At 64.8% G+C, this 22,026-nt stretch carries 24 protein-coding genes, 1 tRNA gene and 1 pseudogene; 13 read left to right on the top strand and 13 right to left on the bottom strand.

The window, feature by feature from the left end; translation table 11 throughout:
* The first annotated feature begins 135 nt into the window (after positions 1 to 135).
* The gene (locus tag NATPE_RS03845; RefSeq protein WP_006180102.1) at positions 136 to 876 is read left to right on the top strand and encodes a phosphoribosyltransferase family protein; all 741 of its coding nucleotides are present in this window, start codon (positions 136 to 138) and stop codon (positions 874 to 876) included.
* A 192-nt stretch (positions 877 to 1,068) separates the two neighbouring features.
* Positions 1,069 to 1,515, top strand: coding sequence for a methylaspartate mutase subunit S (glmS, locus tag NATPE_RS03850; RefSeq protein ID WP_006180101.1), 447 nt, complete (start codon positions 1,069 to 1,071; stop codon positions 1,513 to 1,515).
* 110 nt (positions 1,516 to 1,625) lie between these two features.
* Here glmS and NATPE_RS03855 read toward each other — a convergent pair whose 3' ends face one another.
* From NATPE_RS03855 to NATPE_RS03865, 3 genes are all read right to left on the bottom strand, one after another.
* On the bottom strand, positions 1,626 to 2,060 hold the full coding sequence (locus NATPE_RS03855) for a universal stress protein (protein WP_006180100.1): 435 nt from the start codon (positions 2,058 to 2,060) through the stop codon (positions 1,626 to 1,628).
* Between the two features lie 206 nt (positions 2,061 to 2,266).
* Positions 2,267 to 2,857, bottom strand: a complete 591-nt coding sequence (locus NATPE_RS03860; RefSeq protein ID WP_006180099.1) for a 50S ribosomal protein L15e — start codon at positions 2,855 to 2,857, stop codon at positions 2,267 to 2,269.
* A 569-nt stretch (positions 2,858 to 3,426) separates the two neighbouring features.
* A complete protein-coding gene (locus NATPE_RS03865) occupies positions 3,427 to 4,335 on the bottom strand; it encodes a serine/threonine-protein kinase RIO2 (protein ID WP_006180098.1) in 909 nt (302 codons plus the stop codon).
* Between the two features lie 229 nt (positions 4,336 to 4,564).
* On the opposite strand from NATPE_RS03865, the gene NATPE_RS03870 reads away from it, so the two are divergent.
* The 3 genes from NATPE_RS03870 to NATPE_RS03880 all read left to right on the top strand — a co-directional run bounded on the left by NATPE_RS03870 (position 4,565) and on the right by NATPE_RS03880 (position 7,365).
* Positions 4,565 to 5,401 carry a lipoate--protein ligase family protein gene (locus NATPE_RS03870; RefSeq protein ID WP_006180097.1) on the top strand — a complete coding sequence of 279 codons (837 nt, stop codon included), beginning with the start codon at positions 4,565 to 4,567 and terminating at the stop codon, positions 5,399 to 5,401.
* 231 nt (positions 5,402 to 5,632) lie between these two features.
* Entirely contained in the window at positions 5,633 to 6,502 is an 870-nt protein-coding gene (locus tag NATPE_RS03875; protein WP_006180096.1) for a deoxyribonuclease IV, read from the top strand.
* A 59-nt stretch (positions 6,503 to 6,561) separates the two neighbouring features.
* Entirely contained in the window at positions 6,562 to 7,365 is an 804-nt protein-coding gene (locus tag NATPE_RS03880; RefSeq protein WP_006180095.1) for a class I SAM-dependent methyltransferase, read from the top strand.
* Positions 7,366 to 7,496: 131 nt separating this feature from the next.
* Here NATPE_RS03880 and NATPE_RS03885 read toward each other — a convergent pair whose 3' ends face one another.
* From NATPE_RS03885 to NATPE_RS03900, 4 genes are read right to left on the bottom strand one after another with little or no spacing between them, the layout of a single operon-like run.
* The gene (locus tag NATPE_RS03885) at positions 7,497 to 7,958 is read right to left on the bottom strand and encodes a hypothetical protein (RefSeq protein WP_015298752.1); all 462 of its coding nucleotides are present in this window, start codon (positions 7,956 to 7,958) and stop codon (positions 7,497 to 7,499) included.
* Complete coding sequence (locus NATPE_RS03890; RefSeq protein WP_006180093.1) at positions 7,955 to 8,899, bottom strand: hypothetical protein; 945 nt, start codon at positions 8,897 to 8,899, stop codon at positions 7,955 to 7,957. The genes NATPE_RS03885 and NATPE_RS03890 overlap by 4 nt, the downstream gene beginning before the upstream one ends.
* A 37-nt stretch (positions 8,900 to 8,936) precedes the next feature.
* Positions 8,937 to 9,524: a DUF6114 domain-containing protein gene (locus NATPE_RS03895; protein WP_006180092.1), complete on the bottom strand. Its 588-nt coding sequence runs from the start codon at positions 9,522 to 9,524 to the stop codon at positions 8,937 to 8,939.
* A gap of 6 nt (positions 9,525 to 9,530) precedes the next feature.
* Entirely contained in the window at positions 9,531 to 10,142 is a 612-nt protein-coding gene (locus NATPE_RS03900; protein WP_006180091.1) for a DUF6230 family protein, read from the bottom strand.
* A 535-nt stretch (positions 10,143 to 10,677) separates the two neighbouring features.
* On the opposite strand from NATPE_RS03900, the gene NATPE_RS03905 reads away from it, so the two are divergent.
* From NATPE_RS03905 to NATPE_RS03920, 4 genes are all read left to right on the top strand, one after another.
* A complete protein-coding gene (locus tag NATPE_RS03905; RefSeq protein WP_006180090.1) occupies positions 10,678 to 11,328 on the top strand; it encodes a helix-turn-helix domain-containing protein in 651 nt (216 codons plus the stop codon).
* A 113-nt stretch (positions 11,329 to 11,441) separates the two neighbouring features.
* A complete protein-coding gene (locus NATPE_RS03910; protein ID WP_049804848.1) occupies positions 11,442 to 12,407 on the top strand; it encodes an ABC transporter ATP-binding protein in 966 nt (321 codons plus the stop codon).
* Positions 12,400 to 13,185, top strand: coding sequence for an ABC transporter permease subunit (locus tag NATPE_RS03915; RefSeq protein WP_006180088.1), 786 nt, complete (start codon positions 12,400 to 12,402; stop codon positions 13,183 to 13,185). The genes NATPE_RS03910 and NATPE_RS03915 overlap by 8 nt, the downstream gene beginning before the upstream one ends.
* Positions 13,186 to 13,282: 97 nt before the next feature.
* Positions 13,283 to 14,281 carry an arsenic resistance protein gene (locus NATPE_RS03920; RefSeq protein WP_006180087.1) on the top strand — a complete coding sequence of 333 codons (999 nt, stop codon included), beginning with the start codon at positions 13,283 to 13,285 and terminating at the stop codon, positions 14,279 to 14,281.
* 93 nt (positions 14,282 to 14,374) lie between these two features.
* Here NATPE_RS03920 and NATPE_RS20965 read toward each other — a convergent pair.
* Positions 14,375 to 15,001: pseudogene (locus NATPE_RS20965) on the bottom strand (helix-turn-helix domain-containing protein); the annotation flags it as partial.
* Positions 15,002 to 15,125: 124 nt separating this feature from the next.
* Between NATPE_RS20965 and NATPE_RS03930 the strand changes: the two are divergent.
* Positions 15,126 to 15,491 (top strand): DUF7344 domain-containing protein, encoded by a 366-nt coding sequence (locus tag NATPE_RS03930; protein ID WP_006180084.1) that lies wholly within the window; start codon positions 15,126 to 15,128, stop codon positions 15,489 to 15,491.
* 6 nt (positions 15,492 to 15,497) lie between these two features.
* Here NATPE_RS03930 and NATPE_RS03935 read toward each other — a convergent pair whose 3' ends face one another.
* Positions 15,498 to 16,163: a DUF7095 family protein gene (locus NATPE_RS03935; RefSeq protein WP_006180083.1), complete on the bottom strand. Its 666-nt coding sequence runs from the start codon at positions 16,161 to 16,163 to the stop codon at positions 15,498 to 15,500.
* 156 nt (positions 16,164 to 16,319) lie between these two features.
* On the opposite strand from NATPE_RS03935, the gene NATPE_RS03940 reads away from it, so the two are divergent.
* Together NATPE_RS03940 and ncsA are read left to right on the top strand one after the other, a co-directional pair.
* Positions 16,320 to 17,039: an alpha/beta fold hydrolase gene (locus NATPE_RS03940; RefSeq protein ID WP_006180082.1), complete on the top strand. Its 720-nt coding sequence runs from the start codon at positions 16,320 to 16,322 to the stop codon at positions 17,037 to 17,039.
* A gap of 156 nt (positions 17,040 to 17,195) precedes the next feature.
* Positions 17,196 to 18,155: a tRNA 2-thiolation protein NcsA gene (gene ncsA / locus NATPE_RS03945; protein ID WP_006180081.1), complete on the top strand. Its 960-nt coding sequence runs from the start codon at positions 17,196 to 17,198 to the stop codon at positions 18,153 to 18,155.
* 188 nt (positions 18,156 to 18,343) lie between these two features.
* Here ncsA and ftsZ read toward each other — a convergent pair whose 3' ends face one another.
* From ftsZ to NATPE_RS03960, 3 genes are all read right to left on the bottom strand, one after another.
* A complete protein-coding gene (gene ftsZ / locus NATPE_RS03950; RefSeq protein WP_006180080.1) occupies positions 18,344 to 19,531 on the bottom strand; it encodes a cell division protein FtsZ in 1,188 nt (395 codons plus the stop codon).
* 2 nt (positions 19,532 to 19,533) lie between these two features.
* Entirely contained in the window at positions 19,534 to 19,713 is a 180-nt protein-coding gene (locus tag NATPE_RS03955) for a ribbon-helix-helix domain-containing protein (protein ID WP_006180079.1), read from the bottom strand.
* Positions 19,714 to 19,910: 197 nt separating this feature from the next.
* Entirely contained in the window at positions 19,911 to 20,495 is a 585-nt protein-coding gene (locus NATPE_RS03960) for a double zinc ribbon domain-containing protein (protein WP_006180078.1), read from the bottom strand.
* Between the two features lie 124 nt (positions 20,496 to 20,619).
* Here NATPE_RS03960 and NATPE_RS03965 point away from each other — a divergent pair.
* Positions 20,620 to 20,693: transfer RNA gene (locus tag NATPE_RS03965), tRNA-Tyr, on the top strand.
* A 354-nt stretch (positions 20,694 to 21,047) separates the two neighbouring features.
* Here the strand turns inward: NATPE_RS03965 and NATPE_RS03970 are convergent.
* Positions 21,048 to 21,626: a FixH family protein gene (locus tag NATPE_RS03970; protein ID WP_006180077.1), complete on the bottom strand. Its 579-nt coding sequence runs from the start codon at positions 21,624 to 21,626 to the stop codon at positions 21,048 to 21,050.
* Positions 21,627 to 22,026: the final 400 nt, after the last annotated feature.

A 22,026-nucleotide genomic window follows, 5' to 3' on the forward strand; every position in this document is an offset into this window, starting at 1 on the left:
GATCGGTTCACTTTCTCCCACCGATTGACGGCCGACGTCTATCCGCCACAGGCTCGGGATGACTCCACGTTCGTGCCTGTTTCTCGATTCGGAGCCGATCGTAATACCCATAGTTACGGAATCATGCATATCTGTATGAACAGAGCCGAGAAGGCGGCCCTCCAGCTGCGGGCCGTCGACGTACTGCGGATGTTAAAGGAGACCCGGACCTACGACGAACTCGCCGAGACGACCGGGCTTCCGGCGGGCGATCTCAACCGCTACGTCAACGGGCACGTTCTCCCCGGTACCGATCGCGCGCGCGAGGTCGTCGAGGACCTCGGCCGGGAGGCGCTGGCGGCGGAACTCGACGCACGAATCGCCGTCGACGACGAGGGGTACGTCGACAACAGCGCGACTGTCTTCGACCAGCCGTTCCTCGACTTGGCCGCTCCAGTCGTGGCCAACGGGTTCGACTTCGATCGACCGGACGTCGTTCTCACCGCCGCGACCGACGGGATCACGCTCGCGGCGGCGCTCGCGAGTTACTACGGGGTCCGCTGTGCCTACGCGAAAAAGAGCAAGGAGACTGCCGTCGAGGAGTTCATCGAGGCCCGCCAGCGACTGCAGTCGGGGATCGAACTCACCTACTACCTGCCCGCCTCGGCCATCGACCCTGGCGAGTCGGTGCTGGTCGTCGACGACCTCATCCGTTCGGGCGAGACGCAGGAACTCCTGTTGGACATCGCTCACACCGCCGAAGCCGACGTCGCCGGCGTCTTCGCGCTCATCGCCGCCGGCGAGGACGGAATCGAACGCGCCCGCGGTCGGACCGACGCGCCGGTCGGTGCCCTCACGAGCGTCGCCCCGACGACAGGCCGGGTAACGAACGACTGACCGCCCGCACTGCATTTCGTCCGTCGACGGAACGAACGCGCAGTGTTCCAGACCGAAACGTGAAAGCGTTGTTTTCGACGCCGCGTTCGCTAAAACGCCTCGAGAAACCGCCCGAGGGGAACCGTGTGAACGATTGGCACATTATTAATCATTAGGTTTATGGTGGTCCCTCCAGTTTGTGGTGGTACGCACATGACCGAGACAGTCATCCTCGGCGTGATCGGTTCCGACGCTCACGTCGTCGGGATCACCATCCTGGAACAGGCGCTGGAGGCAGCCGGATTCGACGTCGTCAATCTGGGGGTTCAGAGTTCCCAGGAGGAGTTCGTCGAAGCCGCGTCCGCCAACGATGCCGAGGCTGTACTCGTCTCGTCGCTCTACGGCCACGCCAAACAGGACTGTGAGGGCTTCCACCAGCGAATCGCCGAGTCCGACCTCGATGTCACGACCTACATCGGCGGCAACCTCGCCGTCGGACAGGACGACTTCGAGGAGACCCGCAAGTTCTTCCGCGAGATGGGGTTCGATCGGGTCTTCGACTCCGAGACCGACCCCGAGGAGGCCATCGACGCGCTGATGGCCGATCTGGATATGCGCTCGACCGAGAGCGAACAGGAAAGTCAGACTATTTCGGCGTAAGCCGACCGATCACGTCTTCTCCGCTGTCGCTATCGACCCACTGAGCCGACGCTATCGTTCGGTAGTGGCCACTGTTCGATCGACTCGTCTCGAGCGAGCGGCGACCGCGATCAGCGAACGATCGTCACTGGGACCGGCGACCGCCGAGCGACCGTCTCGGCAACGCTCCCGAGTAAAATGCGGCTCGCGCCGGTCCGACCGTGGCTCCCGATCACGATGTGATCCATGTCGTGTTCGGCCGCGTAATCCACGATCGACCGCGAGACGCCACCGACGACGTGGTCCGTCTCGATCTCGAGCCCGTGGTCGTCGGCCTGTTCTCGCGCCGTCTCGAGGATGTTCTCGGCCCGTTCCTCGTGATGGTCCTGTATCTCGTCGTAGTTGGCCATCGCGGTCCCCTCCACACCGGTCACGGCGTAGAAGTCGCCCGGATCGAGGACGTGAATCGCGGTGATCGTCGCCTCGGGATACTCGCGACAAGCGAACTCGAGGGCTTCCGTCGATTGGTTCGAGTCGTCGACCGCCACGAGGACGTTGTCTGCCATGCGCGCTGGTACATCGGCCTACCGAATAAGTCCACCTCTGAATCCGACGGTACGGGAGTTGCCGCCAGCGTCCGTTCGGTCGCTCTCGGTGGGACTCGAGATCGTCCCACCTCGTCCACGCAGGCGGCCTCACGTGGACACGGCAGCGCGGCCGCTGTCGAAGTCGATCGCGAAAGAAACGTGTTGGTTTACGTCGTGACTGCGCGTTACTTCGCGCGTCCCTGACCGCCGGTGTTGGAGGGACGGACCTTCTCCGCGCCCTTGCCACGGTTGTTGAGGCCACGGTTGGCCTTGCCGGCGTTGGTCAGTCCGCGGAACGCGCGGTTGGTGTGGTCGTCGTCACAGATCCAACTGAGGTCGTCGTCGTTCTCGATCGCGGGGTGGTTCGGGTCCACGAGGATCGCTTCGAACCACTTCTGCGAGCCGTCTTCACCGACCCAGTAGCTGTTGAGAACGCGCAGGTTGGGGTACTTCCGGGAGACGCGTTCCTCGCCGATGCGCTGGATGTTCTTGCGCCGCCCGATGCGGTTGACACCCTGGCGCTTCGAGCGCCGACCGGCGGTGAACCGTTCCTTCCGGGCAGTCCCTTTGCGGACCGAGACCCGGACCACGACGATGCCCTGTTTGGCCTTGTAGCCGAGTTCGCGTGCCTTGTCCAGTCGCGTCGGGCGCTCGATGCGCTCGATAGCGCCCTGGTCGCGCCACTCCTGTTTGCGCTGCCACTGTAGCTCCCCGAGCTTGCCGTCGTCGGGGTCCTTCCATGCGTCCTTGATGTGGGAATAGAAGCTTTCTGCCATTGTATTCACCCGCGGGCGTTTGCTGGTTCAATCCCGACCGGGGCCAAGCCCCGCGGATCACATCCCGACCTGTGACACGGCGTCGTGCAGGTGCCCGCTGATGCCCGCGAACCAGCGAGTCTACCCTCCCTTCCCGGCTCTCGGGTATAAGCGCTTCGAACTCCGGGAACGCAGCGATCGCCCCTCGAGAGCGGGCCTCGCGTCGCCGACCGATCACGTAGTCTCTCTGTCGACGAGAATTTCGATTTCATATATCGAAATTCGGTTTATTCGGGGCGCGCTCGAGACGAATCGCTGGTCGCACCGGATCAGGGGACGACGGCCGTCGCGACGACCCGTCCGACCGCTCCCGCGGACGGTTCGAACGTCGGGCCCGCCGATCCTCGTCCGCGAGAAGCCGCTCGCTATCCGGGTGTTCTTCCGCGACCGGCTGGTACCGATACATACCATCCGAGGCAACTCTATTGGGGTGCGCTCGAGACGACGACAAGGAAACCGAATCGTTCGACGGGCCGATCAAACCGCCGTGAACCGCGTTCCCGACCGGTAGTCCTCCGGTATCGGTGCGGCTATACGTCGACCTCGAGCGAGTCGAACGCGCCGGCCTCGATCTCGCGAGCGAGATCGTCGGCCTCGAGGTCGTCGGGGACGTGCTGGGGGTACTTCCGGCGGAAGTAGCCCACGATATTGGTCAGGTCTCGGCGGAGGAACTCGCTGGCGTTCTCGTGGTCGGTCGGGACCGCCTGGGGCCAGTCGAAGATCGTCACGCCGCCCTCGTCGACGAAGACGTTGTACTCGCTCATGTCCGCGTGGACATAGCCCGTCTCGTAGGCTTCGGCCATCTCGCTGACAAGCAATTCGAGGACGCCCAGCACCTGCTCGTCCTCGAGGCGGGTTCGGGAGAGTTCGACGCCGTCCATCTTCTCCATGACGATAGCATGGCGGTTCTGCCCGATCGGCTGGGGGACCGCCACGTCGGGGTAGAGTTCCTCGAGAATGTCGTACTCGCGCTCGGCGGCCTTCCGGGCGGTGTACATCCACGAGACGTGGTCGTTGTCCGAGGTATAGTCGCGTTCCTTGTGTACTTCCCGGAAGTTCGTATAGCCCTCGCGGTGATACTTCAGGGCCAGCGGCTTGTAGGAGCGGACCTCGTAGACGTCGCTTTCCTTGCCGACGCCAAGCGGCGAGCCGAATTCCGAGATCGTATCCTGTTCGACCAGCGCCCGCAAGGCGAGGGTATCGTAGCCCTCGAACTGCAGTGTATAGCCCTCGTACTGGATCGTCTTTCGCTCGACCAGCCCGCGCTTGAGACACCGCTCGAGGCGGTACTCGACCTCCTCGTCGGGTAGGTCGGCGAACTTCGGGAGCTTCTCCCGCTGGACCCACTCGGAGAAGCGCATCCCCTGCTCGACGCCCGAGAGGAGATAGAAGTCCTCGTCCTCGAGTTCCGGGAGCAACCCGGCGACGTTGCGCACCATAAGCGCCGATAGCCGGCGTGTACGTAAAAACGGCGTGACGCGGCTCCGGCGTCGGCGACGCGACTCGGGCTGGTGATGCCGACTGGGACGGGATCGGCGCATGAGGTGGCTCGGAGCCACGGTGCCACCGTGGTTCGACCCGACGCTCGGCCGGGATAAATCGAATACCGATATACGAAAATCGAGGTGCGTCGGAATCGATTTCCATCTCGTCCCCATTGCCCCACGTATGACCGACCGCACCGATCGGGACTGGCGGCTAATCCGGGACGAGCCCCGCGACGGGGCAACGCAGATGGCCCTCGAGGAAATCGCCGCGCGGACGGCCCTCGAAGACGGCCTGCGAACGGTACGGACCTACTCGTGGGCACCGAGTACGCTCTCGCTGGGATACCGACAGGACGCTGACACTGTCGACTGGGACTTTTGCGAGCGGGAGGGGATCGACGTCACCCGTCGTCAGACCGGCGGCGGCGGGATCTATCACGACCGCTACGCCGACATTTCCTACACGATCGTCGCGCCCGCCGACGAGGTCCCGGGGGATCTGATGGACTGTTACGAACTGTTCTGCGAGCCGATCCTCGAGGCGTTCGACCGACTGGGCGTCGACGCCGACTTCGCCGCGGCCGAGCAGGACGCGATCTATCACCCTTCCTGCTATCTGCGCGATATCAACCCTGCCCACGACATCGTCGCGCCGGCAGGCGCGGGGGCGGACGCGAGGAAAATCAGCGGCAACGCCCAGTACCGCCAGCGCGACGTGGTCATCCAGCACGGCTCGATCAGCTACGCGCTCGAGCCCCACGCCCACGTCGGCGTCTTCGACACCGACCTCGCGGAGTCGACGTTCACCGACCGGGTAACGAGCGTCCGCGACGAAGTCGGGGTCGATCGCGAGACGGCTGTCGACGCGATCGCGGGCGCGCTTGGCGAGTGGTGCGACGCCGAGGAATCGACTTGGCGCGAGAGCGAACTCGAGGCGGCCCGCGACCTCGCCGCCCGGAAGTTTGGGGCCGACGAATGGGTCCGCGATCGGAAGGTCCTCGAGGCGGGCGAGCAGTGACGGAAGGACGCCAAGCACGGCTCGAGCGGGCGGTTCGGTAGCGCGTGCCGTACCGCGATGGCCGACAGTAGGTCACAGGAAAACACCGCGCGACGGTTCGCTACCGGTAAACCGTCGCACAGCACGCGCCACGGCGGGTCCGGCGGCCGGTCGGATCGACACCGTCAGTCGATCGAATCGGGGCGGTCCGTTATACCTATCACGGCCCGGTACTGACCGGCAGGCATGACGATGAAGGTCGGCGCACACGTCTCGATCTCCGGCTCGCGCGTCTCTTCCGACGACGAAACACCGCCGTACGACGATCTCCGCAACGCCGTCCACCGTCAACTCGCTTTCGGCGGCAACTGTGGCCAGATCTTCACCACCTCGCCGCAAGTCTGGCAACAACCCGAAATCGGCGACGAGGCCGCTGACGGGTTCCGGGAAGAGACCGACGAGGAACTCGAGGGGCCGTGGGTGATCCACTCCTCGTATCTCGTCAATCTCTGTACGCCCAAGGACGATCTCCGCCGGAAGTCCAAAGAGAGCATGCAGGCGGAACTCGATGCCGCCGAGCGACTGGGAATTCCCTACGTCAACGTCCACCTCGGGGCACACACCGGCGCGGGCGTCGAGGGTGGCCTCGACAACGCCGCGAGCCTGATCGACGACCTCGAGGTCCCCGAGGGCGTCCAGATTCTCATCGAATCCGACGCGGGCAGCGGGACGAAACTCGGCGGCGAGTTCGACCATCTGGCGGGGATCATCGATCGCACCGACACCGACATCGGGATCTGTATCGACACCGCCCACACGCTCGTCGCGGGCAACGACCTCACGACCCCCGAGGCGGTCGACGAGACCGTCGGCCGCTTCGACGACGAGGTCGGCCTCGAGTACCTCGAGTACATCCACCTCAACGACTCGAAACACGACGTGGGCACCCACAAGGACGAACACGCCCACATCGGCGAGGGCTACATCGGCGAGGACGGAATGAAAGCGATCGTCAACCACCCCGACCTGCGGGACCTTCCCTTTGCCCTCGAAACGCCGACCGAGGACGGCCGTGGCTTCGCGTGGAACATCGAGAAAGTACAGGAACTGCGCGAGGACTAACCCCTCTCGCCGCTCGAGAAACCGACCCGTTTTTACTCGTACCGCCGGTATCGTGGCCCGTGCGCGAGTTCTCCGAATCGTACCTCAGCCGGACCCGCGAGGGGATGTGGGCCGACTCTCGCGAGGCCCTCGAGCCGCTGGCCCTCGACACCCGCGACCGAATCCTCGACGTGGGCTGTGGGACCGGCGAACTGAGCCGGGTCCTCGCGGCGGAATCGCCGGGCGAGGTGATCGGCTGCGATGCCGACCCGGACCTGCTTTCGGCGGCCGACGCTCACGTCCCGGTCGTCGCCGGCGACGCCTTCCGGCTGCCGTTTCCGGACGACACGTTCGACCTCGTTGTCTGTCAGGCGCTGCTGATCAACCTGCCCGATCCCGCGGCCGCAATCGCCGAGTTCGCCCGCGTCTCGACGGATCTCGTCGCGGCCGTCGAACCCGACAACGCCGCGGTCGAGATCGACTCGAGCGTCGACGCCGAGGACGACCTCGAGCGGCGGGCACGCGGAGCCTACATCGACGGCGTGCCGACGGACGTCGCGCTCGGGGCCGACGCCCGCGAGGAATTCGACGATGCAGGGCTCGCAGTCCTCGAGACGCGTCGGTACGATCACGTCCGGACGGTCGAACCACCGTACAGCGAAGGCGCGCTGCGGAACGCTCGCCGGAAAGCGACCGGTGCGGGGCTGGCAGACGATCGGGAGACGATGCTCTCGGGGCCGTTGACCGAGGCGGAGTACGACGACCTCCGCGGCTCGTGGCGGGAGATGGGACGGACCGTCATCGAGCAGATGGAAGCGGAGGAGTATCGCCGGACGGAAGCGGTCCCATTTTTCGTTACCGTGGGCAGGGTCCCCCGATCGTAGCCACTGCCGGTCACGACGGACTGTTTCGCGCAAGGCGTTGCGAGTCCGAGTGAACCGTTTCGGTGGCGAGGATCGTCACCCGGACGGACTGTGGCTGCGTTTGCGAGTCCGGACGTCCCGAGCGTCGTGTCTCACCACGGAGAGAGCGCCCGCAGCCCGCTGCCGACCAGCCCGCCGACGAGGCCGTCGATGGCAGTCAGCAGCGAGAAGGCGGCGGCGAGTAGGACGACGCTCGGAAGCCCGAGCCCGGAGAGCCCCGGACTGACCGGTCCGACCGAGGAGAGGACGAACAGCGGCGGTTCGGTGTACAGCCCGGAGAGCGCGCCGAGAAACGCCATGAAGAAGCCTGCGAGGCCGCCGACGAGCGCGCTCGCGACAACCGCGTACGCGAGGCCGGTCACGACCCGCCCGGCGGCGTACGCGGCGATAAATCCCGCGACGATGCCGCCACCGATCCGCGTTAAGACCGGTACCAGAAGCGAGGTAAAGGAAACGAACACCCCGACGGCGGCGGCTCCGAGGACGATTCGCGAGTCGATCGCTGCCAACGACGGCGCGTACTCCTCAACGTCGTTCGTCTCGTGATCGCTCATGGTTCGCTTTCCCGCTCGTCACTGACTCCGTCGTCCGTCGATCGATTTCCAGTCCGCGCTGGCGTCTCCGTGTCGTTCTCGTCGGCCTCAGGGGCGGTCGGGGTTGCCGTCTGTTCATCGCCGTTCGGACTCTCGCTACCGGACTCGTTCGACGGCAAATCGCCAGCCGAATCGCTCGTGGTCCCGTCGCTTTCGTTGGTCAGGCCGTCACTTTCGTTGTCCAGCCCATCGGTCTCGTTCCCTCGAGTTTCGGTTTCGTTGTCTCGGATCTCACCGTCGTCGTGGCCGTCGTTTTCATTGTCTCTGCTATCGCTTTCGTTTCCTCCATCATTCTCGGTTACTCCTCCAACGCTCTCGTTTCCTTCTCCGACGCTCTCATTTCCTCCAACGCTCTCGTTGGCCGAACGGTCGGTCTCGTTGTTTCGGCTCTCGGTTTCGTCCTCTCGATCACCACCGTCGTTTTGCCCACCGATGTCGTGCGGTGGGTCGAACGGGGCGGGTGCGGGGACGTCGCGTTCCGGGCCGACCTCGACGGTGTACCCGGTAACGGAGCGGTTTCGCAACTCGACCGAGCGGGCGTCAACGACGACGTCGGTTTGCTGTGCCGTGAAACACTCTTCGCCCGCCGCGAGATCGTTGAGCGCCTCGTTTTGTCGGCCCGTTCGTAACACGATTTCTCCCTCGGCGGATCGCGTCTCCTCGAGTTCGACGCGTCTGGTTTCGTCGAAGTGAATCGTGACGTTTCCGTCGTCGCCTCGAACGACGATCCGGTTGGTGTCCGACGAAAGTTGCTGGACGCAGACGGTCGCGCCCTCGACCGTACCGAGGTCGACGGTGATGGCTTGCTCGTCGGCCTGACCGGCCACGTGGGACGGGCCGACCATGACACCACCGAGGGCGACCGCGACCACGACGACGACGATCGCACCGGCCCGTGTCATGCGTCGTGGCGGTCCCTCGGTCGGATTCGTCTTGTCGTCACTCGTCGGTACCCCACCGTTTGATTCGGTCGATGCCCGCACGGCAACTCAGGAGTAGCCGTCCGACGAGGCGACCGAACCCCGCGTCGATCCGGGCCGCCGCCTTGTCGACGACGCTCGGCTCCGAGACGGCGTCGTCGACGACATCGTCGCGTGGCTTCCAGGCGAGACAGAGGTTCCCGCCGAGAATCCCAAGCAGCATGCCAACCAGCAACCCGCCGAGGGATCCGAACAGCGAGAAGATCGCCAGGACGGTCCCGACGACGCCGGCGACGTCGGCGTGTGCCGGCTTGACCAGCACGTAGATCCCCGTCAGAAAGACGAACACGCCGAAGAGGGCACCGATCGCGAGAAAGCCCGCCATCTGTCCGCCGATGAAGGCGAGATCCGGCAGGATCTGCATCGGCACCCAGGTGATCAGGACCCCGGCCAGACACAGCAAGAGCCCACCGAGGAACGGCCGTCCGGCCCGCCAGGTGTTGAACCGGCCCCATCTGGTCCCGCTCCACTGGCTGACCCTGCTCCACCGGCTCCTGGCCCGTGCGGGAAGCGTATCGGTCTCGTCCTGCTCGTTTTCGGGCGACATGGGTGATCACCCGTCGGGGTGGTACTCCACGTCAACGTCGAGACCGGGGAGTGAGATCTCGTTCGAGGCGAGATACACCGCTTCCATCTCGACGTCTTCCTGCACCATTCCGGGCTGTTCCCCGGAGATGTCCGTGAGGTAGCCGTCCTCGGGATCGGCGTTGCCACCGGCCGTCTGCTGGAACTGCTGTTCCGGGTTGTCGGTCGCCTGTGCGTTGACGACCTGTCCGTTGAATGTCGCCTCTTCTGCCTTCAGGTCGGTGAGCTTGATGTACTGCTCGTCCGCTTTGACCGTCCCGTCAGCGGCGAAGGAAATCTCCATCGAGCCGTCGATCATGGGTATCGACTTCTCGCCGCTCAGTACCATGCCGTCGATCTCGACGCCGCGTTGTTCGACGACGGCGACCGGCGTCGTCCCCTCGGTGTCCTCCCCGATGCTGGGATAGAGGAGGAAGTCGTCCGATCTGATCTCGTCGGCCGTGACCGTAAAGCCGCTGCCGCTGGCGGTAGCCATCGCCGTCGCGTAGGCCGTCCCCGACGAGAGGACGACGAGACCGACCAGGGCGACGATCAGGAACGACGCGACGGTCCCGGTCGCGAGTCGCTTTCGGCGGTACATACTACACGCACCTCCGAACGATCGGTTCGGCGGCTTTCGTTCTATTCGCTGCTCCCACACCGTTTCCGCTCCGATATCGCGGCCTCATTTCGAACGTCACAAGTCCACACCCAACACGATGTTCAATCATTTTTCCTCCTTGTATGCGAGGGCATTTATAACCAGTTCGGGGAAAATATTACAACAACGATGGCTGTCTGCCGGCTGGGACGTATCGAACCATCGTCGTCCCGAACCGGCATAAAAGACCGTGGAAACGCGGGGAAACGTCTACTCGAGCGTACCGCTCGTATCGGAGCATGCGACCGAAACGGACTGGAATCGACGAACGCAACGACACCTGCTCCGAGTTCGATCCCGACTCTCGTAACCCCCGAAGCGGTGTCGGTCGTCGCGAAGCCGTCGTCAGTGGTCATACCGCCGGCGCGGTGGCTGTGACGGTCACGCCGGGGCTCGACTCGAGACCGTCCCATCGAACTTCTATACTAGCAATCGATACTGAAAAATACCTGTACGATGTCGTGGCTGTCGAACGATGAGATACGCGAAATGTGTTATCATTCCCGATGAGGAGGGATTGCATCCGCTCGATCGACGGATCGCCGAACACCCGGACGTGACGCGTGAACTACTCCACAACGTCAACCTCCTCGTCGATGATACGATCGTCGCGCTCTATCAGTTCTCGGGCGATAGAAACGCTCTCGAGTCGATCCTGTCGTCATCACCGATGGCTAATCAGCACCAGCTTTCGAGCGCCGACGGCGAACACCACGCCTACATCCACCTCGAGGCGGACGACCGGCTCGTCGGGCTGTTGAGCATGCTCAGGGAGTTCGAGTTCATCTACGATACGCCCCTCGAGTTCACTCGCCGTGGGGGCCTCCGGGTCACGATGATCGGTGACGTAAAGAGTTTCCAGAAGGCCGTTCCGGACGTTCCCGACGGGATCAGGCTCAAACTCCTCAAGACCGGCCGGTACGAACCGAACACCGATCGGCTGTTCTCACAGTTGACCGGGCGCCAACAGGAGATCCTCCGGACCGCCGTCGAGATGGGGTACTACGACGTTCCACGGGCGGTGACACACGAGGATATCGGCGAGGCGCTTGGCTGTACCGGGGGGACGGTCGGCGGCCACCTGCGACGGATCGAGGCGACGCTGCTTACCCAGATCGTCCCCTGATGCGGTCGCGGTCGATGCGACCGGTACCGCCCGGCGTGACCGACGCGGTCCGGCTCGAGTGGCGACTAGACTAACCGTCATATTACATAGGGATGGCCGCCGAGGGTGCCGGTATGGCAGCAATCGAACTCGAGGGGCTCACGAAAGATTACGGCGAGGTACTCGCCAACGACGACGTGACGTTTTCGGTCGAGGAAGGGGAGATTTTCGGGTATCTCGGCCCCAACGGCGCGGGGAAAACGACGACCATCCGGACGCTGCTCGGACTGCTCTCACCGACCGCGGGGACGGCTCGGTTGCTCGGCAACGACGTGACCGACGAGGCGCAACTGCTCGCGGCCAAACGCCGACTCGGCTACCTCCCCGACGATCCGGGGTTCGACGAGACGGCGACCGGTCGGGCGGTCCTCGACCTCCACGCATCGCTCAAGGGCGACGAGCGAAGCGCGGAGTTGCTCGAACTGTTCGATCCGCCGCTCGACCGCGAAATCAGGGAGTATTCGCGCGGAAACGTCCAGAAGCTGGGGCTGGTAACGACGTTCATGCACGATCCCGATCTGGTGATCTTGGACGAGCCGACAAGCGGATTGGATCCACTCCTCCAACGACGGTTCGAGGAGTTCCTCCGGGCCGAGCGGGAGCGCGGGCTGACGGTGTTTTTCTCCTCGCACATCCTGAGCGAGGTGCGAAAGCTGTGTGACCGCGTGGGTATCATCCGTGGTGGCCGACTCGTCACGGTCGAGCCGGTGGAATCGCTGCTGGATAGGAGCGGCAAGTTCGTCCGGATACACGCCGCGGAGTCGATTCCGGTCGACGCCCTCGAGATCGACGGGGTCCACGGCATCGAGTCCGAGACGGGGCCGAGCGACGGGACCGACTACGCGTTCACGTTCACCGGCGACGTCAACGCCTTGCTCGGGGCCCTTCGAGAGTACCGGTTGCACGATCTGTCGATCGAGGAAGCGCCGCTCGAGGAGGTTTTCATGCGGTTCTACGACGATACCGACGGGAGCGAACGGAACGGGGCGGATCTGACCGTCGGGCCCGGTGCGGCGAGTGGGGGTGAAGACGATGTTTGAACTGACTGCCTACGACGGCCGCCGGCGGGTCCGGGGCAGCGTGTATCTCTCGATCGGGCTCTCCGTGCTCGCCGCGATGGTCGTCTGGGTCTACCCCTCCTTCGAGGCCGAAATCGACCTCAATGAGTTGCTGGCGGCCTATCCGGAACCGATCCTGCAGGTGATGGGGGTCCAGACGATGACGAGTCTGGCGGGCTTTCTCTCGTTCGAACTCTACACCTTCGGCTGGATCATTATGTTGGGGCTGTATCTGGCCTACAGCACTGCGGGGACGATCGCCGACGACGTCGACCGCGGGCGGATGGACGTGTTGTTGTCGATGCCGATCTCCCGACGGCGGCTGGTCGCCGAGCGATTCGGGGCGATGGCCGTCCCGATCGTCGGTGCCAACCTCTTCCCGCCGCTTGTCGTCTACGTCGGTGCCGAACTGATCGATCATCCGATCGCCGCCGCCGACGTCCTCGCGGTCCACCTGCTTTCGATCCCGTATCTGTTCGCCTGCGCCGGGATCGGCCTGCTCGCGTCCGTGATCGTCGACCGGGCGGCGATCGCCCAGCGGGTCGCGCTGGGCGTGACCTTCGCGCTCTTTCTCTCCGAATCGTTGCTGTCGGGGACCGACGCCGAGGCCGTCGGCGCGATCGCACCGATGCGGTACTACGATCCCAACGCCGTCCTGCTCGAGGGCACCTACGACCTCCTCGGCGCGGGAATCTTGGTGGCGATGACCGTCGCGTTGCTGATCGCGAGCCAGGCCTGGTTCCGCCGTCGCGACGTCTGAGGGCCGGTCGTCGCTCTGGGTCGGCCTCACTCCCGACGCGGCTCCGCGCCGGTCCCTCTTCGCTACCCTATTCCGTGCCGGGTCCCAAGACCACACGATGTCACAGGAGTGGCTGCAGCGCCACCAGACCGCCGTCTACGCGGTCGCGGTCATGGCCGCCGTCGGGATCGGGCTGGGCCGGCCGGCGTCGGCGTCGGTCTTCCAGCGACTCATCACGCCAGTGCTGGCGGTGTTGCTCTACGTGACCTTCCTCGAGATCCCGTTCGTCCGGTTTCGCGCGGCGATCACCAACGGCCGGTTCATGATCGGCGCGCTCGGACTGAATTTCCTCGTCGTTCCGATCGTCGTCTACGGGCTCACCCGGTTCCTCCCGAACGAGCCCGTCGTTCTGGTCGGCGCGTTCATGGTGTTGTTGACGCCGTGTATCGATTACGTGATCGCGTTCACCGACCTCGCCGGAGGTGACGCCGAACAACTCACCGCCGCGACGCCGGCGCTGATGCTCCTACAACTGCTGTTTCTGCCCGCGTACCTCTGGCTGTTCATGGGCGAGCGGATCGCGGCCGTCGTCGAGCCCGGCCCCTTCCTCGAGGCGTTTCTCCTGTTGATCGCCGCGCCGCTGGCGCTGGCGTGGCTCACCGAGATCGGGGCGATCCGCTCGCCGACCGCCCGCCGCTGGCAGTCGGCGATGGGCTGGCTGCCGGTCCCGATGATGGGCGCGACCCTGTTGGTCGTGATCGCCTCGCAGCTCCCGCGGGTACGGGACTCGATCGACCAAATCGCGGCCGTCGTGCCCGTTTACGTCGCCTTCCTGATCGTCATGCCGCTGCTCGGCCGGCTCGCGGCCGGGCTGCTCCGGCTGGACACCGGCGCGAGCCGTGCGCTCGTCTTCACCGCCGTTACCCGGAACTCGCTGGTCGTTCTGCCGCTGGCGCTTGCCCTTCCGGCGAGGTACGAACTGGCACCGGCGGTCGTCGTCACCCAGACGCTCGTCGAACTGGCCGGGATGGTCGTCCTCACCCGCGTCGTGCCCGCGTGGCTCGTGCCCGACGCCCCGGATCCGATCCCCGTCCCCGGCGTCACGCCCGAGGAGTGAGCGTGGGCGAGACGGTTTCCGTCCCGGATCTCGCCAGCCCGACCCCGACAACGGCGACCGGTCGTCGTACACCGTGTTCTCGACGAGCGTCTCGACGCCGCGACGGAACCGCTCCGACGCCGCGTTCTGTGAGATGCCGAGTCGCTCGCCGAGTTCTGCCAGCGTACAGGACCGCGGAATATCCAGATAGCCCGCCTCGACGGCGGCGACGAGTGCCTCGCGCTGCCGACTCGTCAGGCCGAACTGGGACCCCGCGTCCCCACCGCCGGCGGATTCGCGGGTGTCGCGGAGTTTCCGGACGTCGACCTCAAAACCGCGCTCGAGGAAGAACCCGTGGAACCGCTCGAGCGCCTCGTCACTGGGGAAGGCGACGCGAAAGAACCAGCCTTCGTGGGTCACGGACGCCTCCTGTAAGACGCCGCCTTCCTCGATCACGGTTGGGTAGACGCTCGATTCTTCCCCCTCGGGCGTCAACTCGAGTTGGTAGAGCCACCGGTCGTCGAACGCGGCCGTCTGCAGGGGCGCTGTGACGGTCGGGTCCGCCTCGAGACCAGCCTTGAAGGCCGCCCGTTCGTCGTCGTCGCCGTCGATCCAGACGAGCATTCGGTGGTCGTTGTCCGCGGTGAGGTCCGACTGCTCCCACGTGACGGTCACGCCGGGAGCATGCGATAACGCGTCGCGAAGAATGGGGTAGTCGATCAGCAGCGTCGCGAGTAGCATCCGAGATACCGACGTAAGACACCGTGCCGTTTCCCGGTTTCGGCCGAACGCACGCCAGGGACTGATAAATAGCGTGAATACTGCCGCGCCGCAACTATCCGACGGGCTGTCCCAGTGACGGACGATGACTCACCAGGACGGGGCGAGTAGCGAAGCACAGCCGGTGATCGATCGGTCGCTCGCCGCGTTAAGCGATCCGTACCGCCGATCCGTCTGCCGGTACGCCATGCGAACGCAGACGACGCGTCTCGACCACGCGGAGATCGCCGACTACATCGTCGACCGGGCATCGCCGGCGGACGACCTCGATCGGCGGACCGTCGCGACGGAACTGCGCCACCTCCACCTGCCGAAACTCGAAGACGCCGGGCTGCTCGAGTACGAGCGGGACAGCGGCGTCGTCCACGCCGATCGCGAGCGGATCGCCGACCGGCTCGAGCGACTCCGGGCGACGATCGCGGAGCTACAGGACGTCTCGATCGATCGCTAACGGCCGTCAGACCACGTCGCCCCGAACCGTCACGCCGTCCTGTTGCTCTCGCCACGCGTGGAGTTCCCGCGCCGCGGTCTCGGCCTCGGCGTCGTCCAGTCCGAGCATCTCGAGGGCCGCCGATAGCGTCGGCAGGGCCAGTTCGCCCTCCCGAAGCTTCCGGAACGCCTCGTCGCTTCGCGTGCCCTCGGCCCAGAGACAGACGCCGCGGGGGTCGAGCAACTGCGTGTAGTCCTCCCGCAGGCGCGCGCCGCGCAGCCGCTGGGTGACGTTGTCCTCGAAGGCGGCGTTACAGACCTCGAGATGGACCGGTTCGTCTTCCTCGAGGAGGTGGGCGGCGAGACACTGCTCGGGCGCGGCGTGGCCGTTCGCGTTGGCTCGCAGATACTCGGGGTGGTCGGCGGCCCAGTCGGCCCGGACCGACTTGCCGATCCCCTCGACGCCGTATTCGGCGGCGATCGCGTCGGCGTCTACCGCCCCATTGTCGCTGTCGTCGCGCATGAGGACGTCCTTGGTCACGTAGACGTCCAGCCGTTCGACGGGATCGAGGCCCAACGCGACGTCGCCGAACGCCCACACTTCCCGGACCGGAACCGGCATTCGCTCGTTCGCGACGGTCTCGACGAGGTCCTCGAGACGGTCGACCGCTCTCGCCCGATCGAATCCACTCATCGGTCGCCGTTGGGGCCGGACGCGCAAAGTCGTTTCTCAGTCGCGACCGCGTCGGTCGTCCGGACCCGCGACCGACCTGCGGTCAGCAGCCACGACCGTCACGAGCGGTGGCTCGAGAGATCAGGTTTTTTACCGGTTCGCGGCGAACGCAAACCCATGCGACACCGGATCTTCAACGAGGACGGCGACGCGGAACTCGTCTTCGTCATGGGCTGGGGCAACCGCTGGACCCACGAGAACGTCAGCTGGCTCATCGGACAGCTGACCGCGGCCGACTATCGGGTCCACGCGTTCGAACTCCCGACGAACATCGACGATTTCAAAGCCGACTGGCTCGAGCCCGTCGCCGAGTACGTCCGCGACCTCGAGGGCTATCAGTTGCTTGGCCACAGCGCCGGCTCGCTGGTGGCACAGGCCCTCGACGGCGCGGACAACCACGTCTACCTGAGCCCGTGGTGGGGGTACGGCGAGGGATTTCCGGAACCGGTGTTAAAGGCCGTCTCGAAGCTCCAGACGGCATTCCCCTGTCTTCCGACCGGCGGCTTCGACCGCGAGGATCTGGGTCAGGAGGCGACCGATCACCAACTCGAGACGACCCCGTCGTGGGTGTCGCCGGCTTTCGTTCGGGAGACCCGCCGCGCACAACGGGAGCTGCTGACGATCGATCACGACGCCGTCGTCTTCTGCTCGCTGCGCGATCCCGTCATCGACCTGCGACCGATCGGCGAGCGGGTGCCCGCCGATCATGTCGTCCTCTACGACGGCGGCCACGAGCTATTCTCCTCGCCGGGCCGCGACCGGTACGTCGACCCCCTGCTGGCCGCGCTCGAGGACGGGGCCGATGCCGTCGAGGACCGGGAACGGGTTCCCGTCTGATCCGGCCGACGGAACGATCCGGATAGGCCGCGACGTGTGTCGACCGAGACGGCTGCCAGGAAAGGCTGTGGGACGGACGCCCGCTCACCGCTCGAGACGGCCGCCGCGCTCCGGCAGACGAAACCGTGATTGGCGGCGACCGACAACGGGCCGCTAATGGACTGTACCCGATGCGACGAGGAAGCGGTCATGCACGCCGCCTACTCCGGCTCCCATCTCTGTGCGGATCACTTCCGCGAGTCGGTCGAAAAGCGGGTCCGGCGGCGCGTCCGACGGGACGATCTCGTCTCACACGACGCGACGCCCGAGGATCCCGAGACCTGGGTGATCGGCCTTTCCGGCGGGAAAGACAGCGTCGTTCTCACGCAGATCCTCCACGAGACGTTCGCCGAGGACCCCCGCATCGAACTCGTCGGGCTGACCATCCACGAGGGCATCGAGGGCTACCGCGACGAGTCCGTCGACGCCTGCGTCGAACTCAGCGAGGAACTGGGCATCCGCCACGAACTCGTCAGCTACGCCGAGGAGTTCGGCGTCCGCATGGACGAGGTCGTCGAGGACGACCCCGAAAACATGGCCGCCTGTGCCTACTGTGGCGTCTTCCGGCGAGATCTCCTCGAGAAGTACGCCGAGGAACTCGGAGCCGATCTCCTCTTGACGGGCCACAATCTCGACGACGAAGCCCAGACCGCGCTCATGAACTTCCTCGAGGGCGACGTCGAACAGATCGCGAAACACTTCGACGCCAGCCTCGGCCCCCTCTCGGAACGGGGCGAACAGGAGGAGTTCGTCCCGCGCGCGAAACCGCTGCGTGACGTTCCCGAGAAGGAGGTCGCCCTCTATGCCCACATCAACGACCTGCCGGCCCACATCACCGAGTGTCCCCACGCCAGCGAGGCCTATCGCGGCGAGATCCAGCAACTGCTGTACGATCTCGAGGAGAACCACCCCGGTACCCGTCACTCGATCCTGGCTGGCTACGAGGACCTCGCGTCGATCGCCGCCGACGAGTACAGCGGCGACGACGGTGCCGACCTACAGGAGTGCGTCGAGTGTGGCTCGACGACGACCCGCGAGGTCTGTCGGAAGTGTTCGCTGCTCGAGTCGCTGGCCTGACTCGAGTCCGGCGATCCGTCCGTCGCGTTCGCTCCGTATACGGCCGTAAACGGCGGTTGTGGGCGACGAAAGTCGCTACGTTGTGCTGAGACGCGATATCCGTCGTTACTCGCCGTGAGAATCGGAAGCGAAGCCGGCCAAAAACGGAACCGATCGGTGGTGGTGTGTCGGTCGTGGTCCCGTCGCGATTACCGGATGACGTCGACGCCGTTCTGGCGGTCGACTTTCTCGCGGCCGCCGTCGCTTTGGGCACCGAAGCCGGAGCCGCCGGCTTCGACGTTGTTGCTCGCGTCGAAGTCGGCCTCGTTGATGCCCTCGATGCTCGCGCGGGACTTGTCGGCCTGTTTCTGGGTGGTGGGACCGAGTACCTGCGCGCTCTGGACGCCGGTCATGATCGCCATGACCCGGACCTTGCCCTTGTAGGACTCCTGGATGCGCGCGCCCCAGATGACGTTCGCCGAGGCCTCGAGGCGCTCGGTGATGTTGTCGGCGATTCCCTCGGCCTCTTTGAGCGTGAGGTCGGGGCCGCCGGTGATGTGGACGAGCCCGCCGCTTGCGCCGCGGTAGTCGACGTCAAGCAGCGGATGGTTCATCGCGTCCTTGACGACCTCGTCGGTCTTGTTCTTGTCCTGGGTCTCGCCGACCAGCATGACTGCGACCCCGCCCTGGTTCATGATCGTGGACATGTCGGCGTAGTCCAGATTGATCAGGGACGGTTGGGTGATCGTCTCCGAGATCCCCTTGACGGTCTCGGCGATGATCTGATCCATCACCGAGAACGCCTTCCCGATCGGCAGATTCGGGACGTAATCGAGCAGCCGGTTGTTGTCCAACACGATGATCGAGTCGGCCTGCTCGCGCAACTTCTCGAGGCCTTCCTCGGCTTTGACCGTGCGGGCACGTTCGACGTTGAACGGCGTCGAGACCATGCCGACGACGATCGCACCCTGCTCTTTGGCGATCTCCGAGACGACGGGGGCGGCACCCGTGCCGGTGCCACCGCCCATCCCGGCGGTCACGAACACGAGGTCCGCGTCGCCGAGGACGTCCTTGATCGTCCCCTGGGCCATCTCGGTGGCGCGTTCACCCATCGAGGGGTCGCCACCGGCACCGAGCCCGTTGGTGAGGGATTTGCCGACGAGGATCTTCGTGTCGGCCTCGATCATCTTGAGGTGCTGTTTGTCCGTGTTGATCGCGATCGTGTCGGCACCGTCGACGCCGATGTTGTACAGGCGGTTGATGGTGTTGTTGCCGGCACCGCCACAGCCGACGATGACGATCCGTGGATCGCCGAACTCGTCGTCGTCCATCGAGACGTCCATCTCCCGGGCCTCTTCCTCCGCGTTCTCTAAGGCGTCCTGAACGATATCCTGCATCGTTACACCTTGGCCCAGTTGCGTTTGCCGGACTGCTCGTTGGGAGCCTCCCGCTGTTCGTTGATCATCTCGCGAACGGCCGACCGGATCGCCTCGCTCCGGTTCGGGAACTCGCCCGCGTCGACCAGTTGCTCTACTTCCTCGATCTGCTGTTTCGGGATTCGCAGTGTCACACGCTCCATGGTTGTATTCCCCGTTGGGGGTAAGACGGTGGCGCGCCCCTGTCAGACGCGGCGTGTCTTACGTCGAAACCACCCGAAGTCGGGCGATTTCCCGTCTTGTCGACGGGTGTAAGACAATCCGTCTTACGCGACTAAGTCGATGTTTGGCACAGATAATAAAACTTTCCCCGAGGCTGACTTTCAGTGTCTTACACCGGTCAGCGCTGGTGAGTGTCCGCCTCGAGAACGTCCGCCGCTGGCGTCCGACGACCACAACCCGGACAGAACGACCAGTCCGAGCGGACCTCGTCGCCGCAGTCACAGAACAGCCGTCGGGCGGCTTTCTCGCCGCAGTTCGGACAGTAGACGTGATCGCCCTCGAGCGTCTCCCCACACTGGGTACAGGCGGCGTCCGTCTCCTCGCGTGGCTCCAACTGTCTGTGTTCGGCGTCGTCCGACGCCGGGTCGCGCGATCGGTCGGCCTCGAGTCGGACATCGTCGACCGACTCGCCGTGAGCGCCCGTCAGCGAGACCGAGACGGTCACGTCCCGCGGCTCGTCGGACACACGCGAGCCCGCGGCCTCGAGCCCCAGCTCCCGCAATCGGGCGTCGAGCCGTTCGTCCACGCGTGCGCGAACCAGGTCGTCGATCGCCGTCTCCCCGTCACGTTCCGACGCCGACTCGCCGCGATCACCCTCGAGGTACGCCCGGAGCGCCTCTCGCATCGCCTCGCTCTTGGAGATCTCGAGGGCCTCGAGCTGATCGACGAGATCGTCGTCGGCGCGGAACGTGATCTTACTCATGCTCGAACTACCTCCCTGTTGTCACGCATCCCATATCAATCATGCTGCCGTTCACGCTCGTGACACGACACAGCCGGTGCGAATAATAACCCTTATGTGTACGAGGGCGGCTACGTTGGAGTGCCCGCCCTTAGCTCAGACTGGTAGAGCAGTCGACTGTAGATCGACTTGCCCCCCGTTCAAATCGGGGAGGGCGGACTCGGATTCTCGCCGAAGCACAGTCGAACCGGATACTGGCGTTTTCGTCACTCGTAGTGGCCTTACTGCTGATTTCGCGTTTCCAATATCGGAGGCCAAATCCGGAGTGGAACTTGGTTCCAGTGCCGGGTGGACGCCTGCGGGCGAATTTTGGAGTCGTCGGAGTGGTCAGCGTGACGATCATGCCAAGGCACTCGATGGCAGCGACATCGACGCCCGTACAGAGCGTTCCATTTCGGTGGCGCCCCTTCCACTCGAGTTCAACGCGGCGGTCGCGTTCGGGGGAGCCCGACTGTTTGACGACCGCTTTCGGAGACGGATATCGGGTCTGCCCATCGCGAAACGTGAGGCGGGTTAGCGTCGTCTCCGCAGGAGGACTGCACCGATAACGGTGCCGAGACCGAGTCCGGCGAGAGCGATACGTCCGGAACCGAACCCGGCTTCGTCGGGCTGCTCGTCGTTGGGTTGGGAGTCAGTACTGTTGCCGGCGGCTTCCGATTCGCTGGCCGGGTATTCCAACTCGGCACGATCGGTGACCGTCTTTTCGAAGTGAGTGTGGACATCGACTCCGTCGAGCTGTCCCTCGAGGTGGACGACGTAGTCGCCCGGGTCCGCGAAAACGACCGGTGCTTCGTACACGCCGGGCTCCCCGTGTTTTTCGCTGAGTTCGAGCGGGGTTTTCTCGGCCTCGGACGTCTGGACGGCAACGGTTAGGTTCTCGGCGTGGCCCGCCGCTGGCGCGCCGGTGTCGGTGTCGACGATCTCGAACTCGAGCCACATCCGTTCGTCGGTGATGAGGGGTTCGTCCGCTCCACCGAAGGTGACGTCGTACCCGTCGACGGCCTGTGTTTCGTGTGCCAGTACCGGAGTGGCAATACCGGTGAGTACCACGCTGAGTGCGACGAGCGCGAACAGTGACTGTTTGATCGACATTCGTGAACCGATTCACCGAGTAGATGTAAGTACTATCTGGCGCATACGTCGAAAATATGGTTTAGGACTCGAAAATAGGTGTGAATACCCGAACACGACTCGCGTGTTTTGCAGATGTGTTCAGTTTGGTTACGAACGCAGTCGGTGTCGCTCCTCCGGACCCGAGGTACGGACGGGTGGTACGAGACGGAATCAGTGTCCTGATAATCCGGGGGGAGAGGACGGGGCCCACCGAAACGCGATCGACGTGGATCGAACACACCGCCATCCATGGGACGATCTCGAGGTCCCGTGAGCGCGACGATTAGAATCGCGGCCGCAAACGTCAATCGTCACTGATCTGTACGGCACCCTTTCGCGGGGTCCCGCCCGCACAATCCCTGCCTACGGGTCGGTATCG

The organism is Natrinema pellirubrum DSM 15624 (assembly GCF_000230735.2).
Classification (GTDB): domain Archaea; phylum Halobacteriota; class Halobacteria; order Halobacteriales; family Natrialbaceae; genus Natrinema; species Natrinema pellirubrum.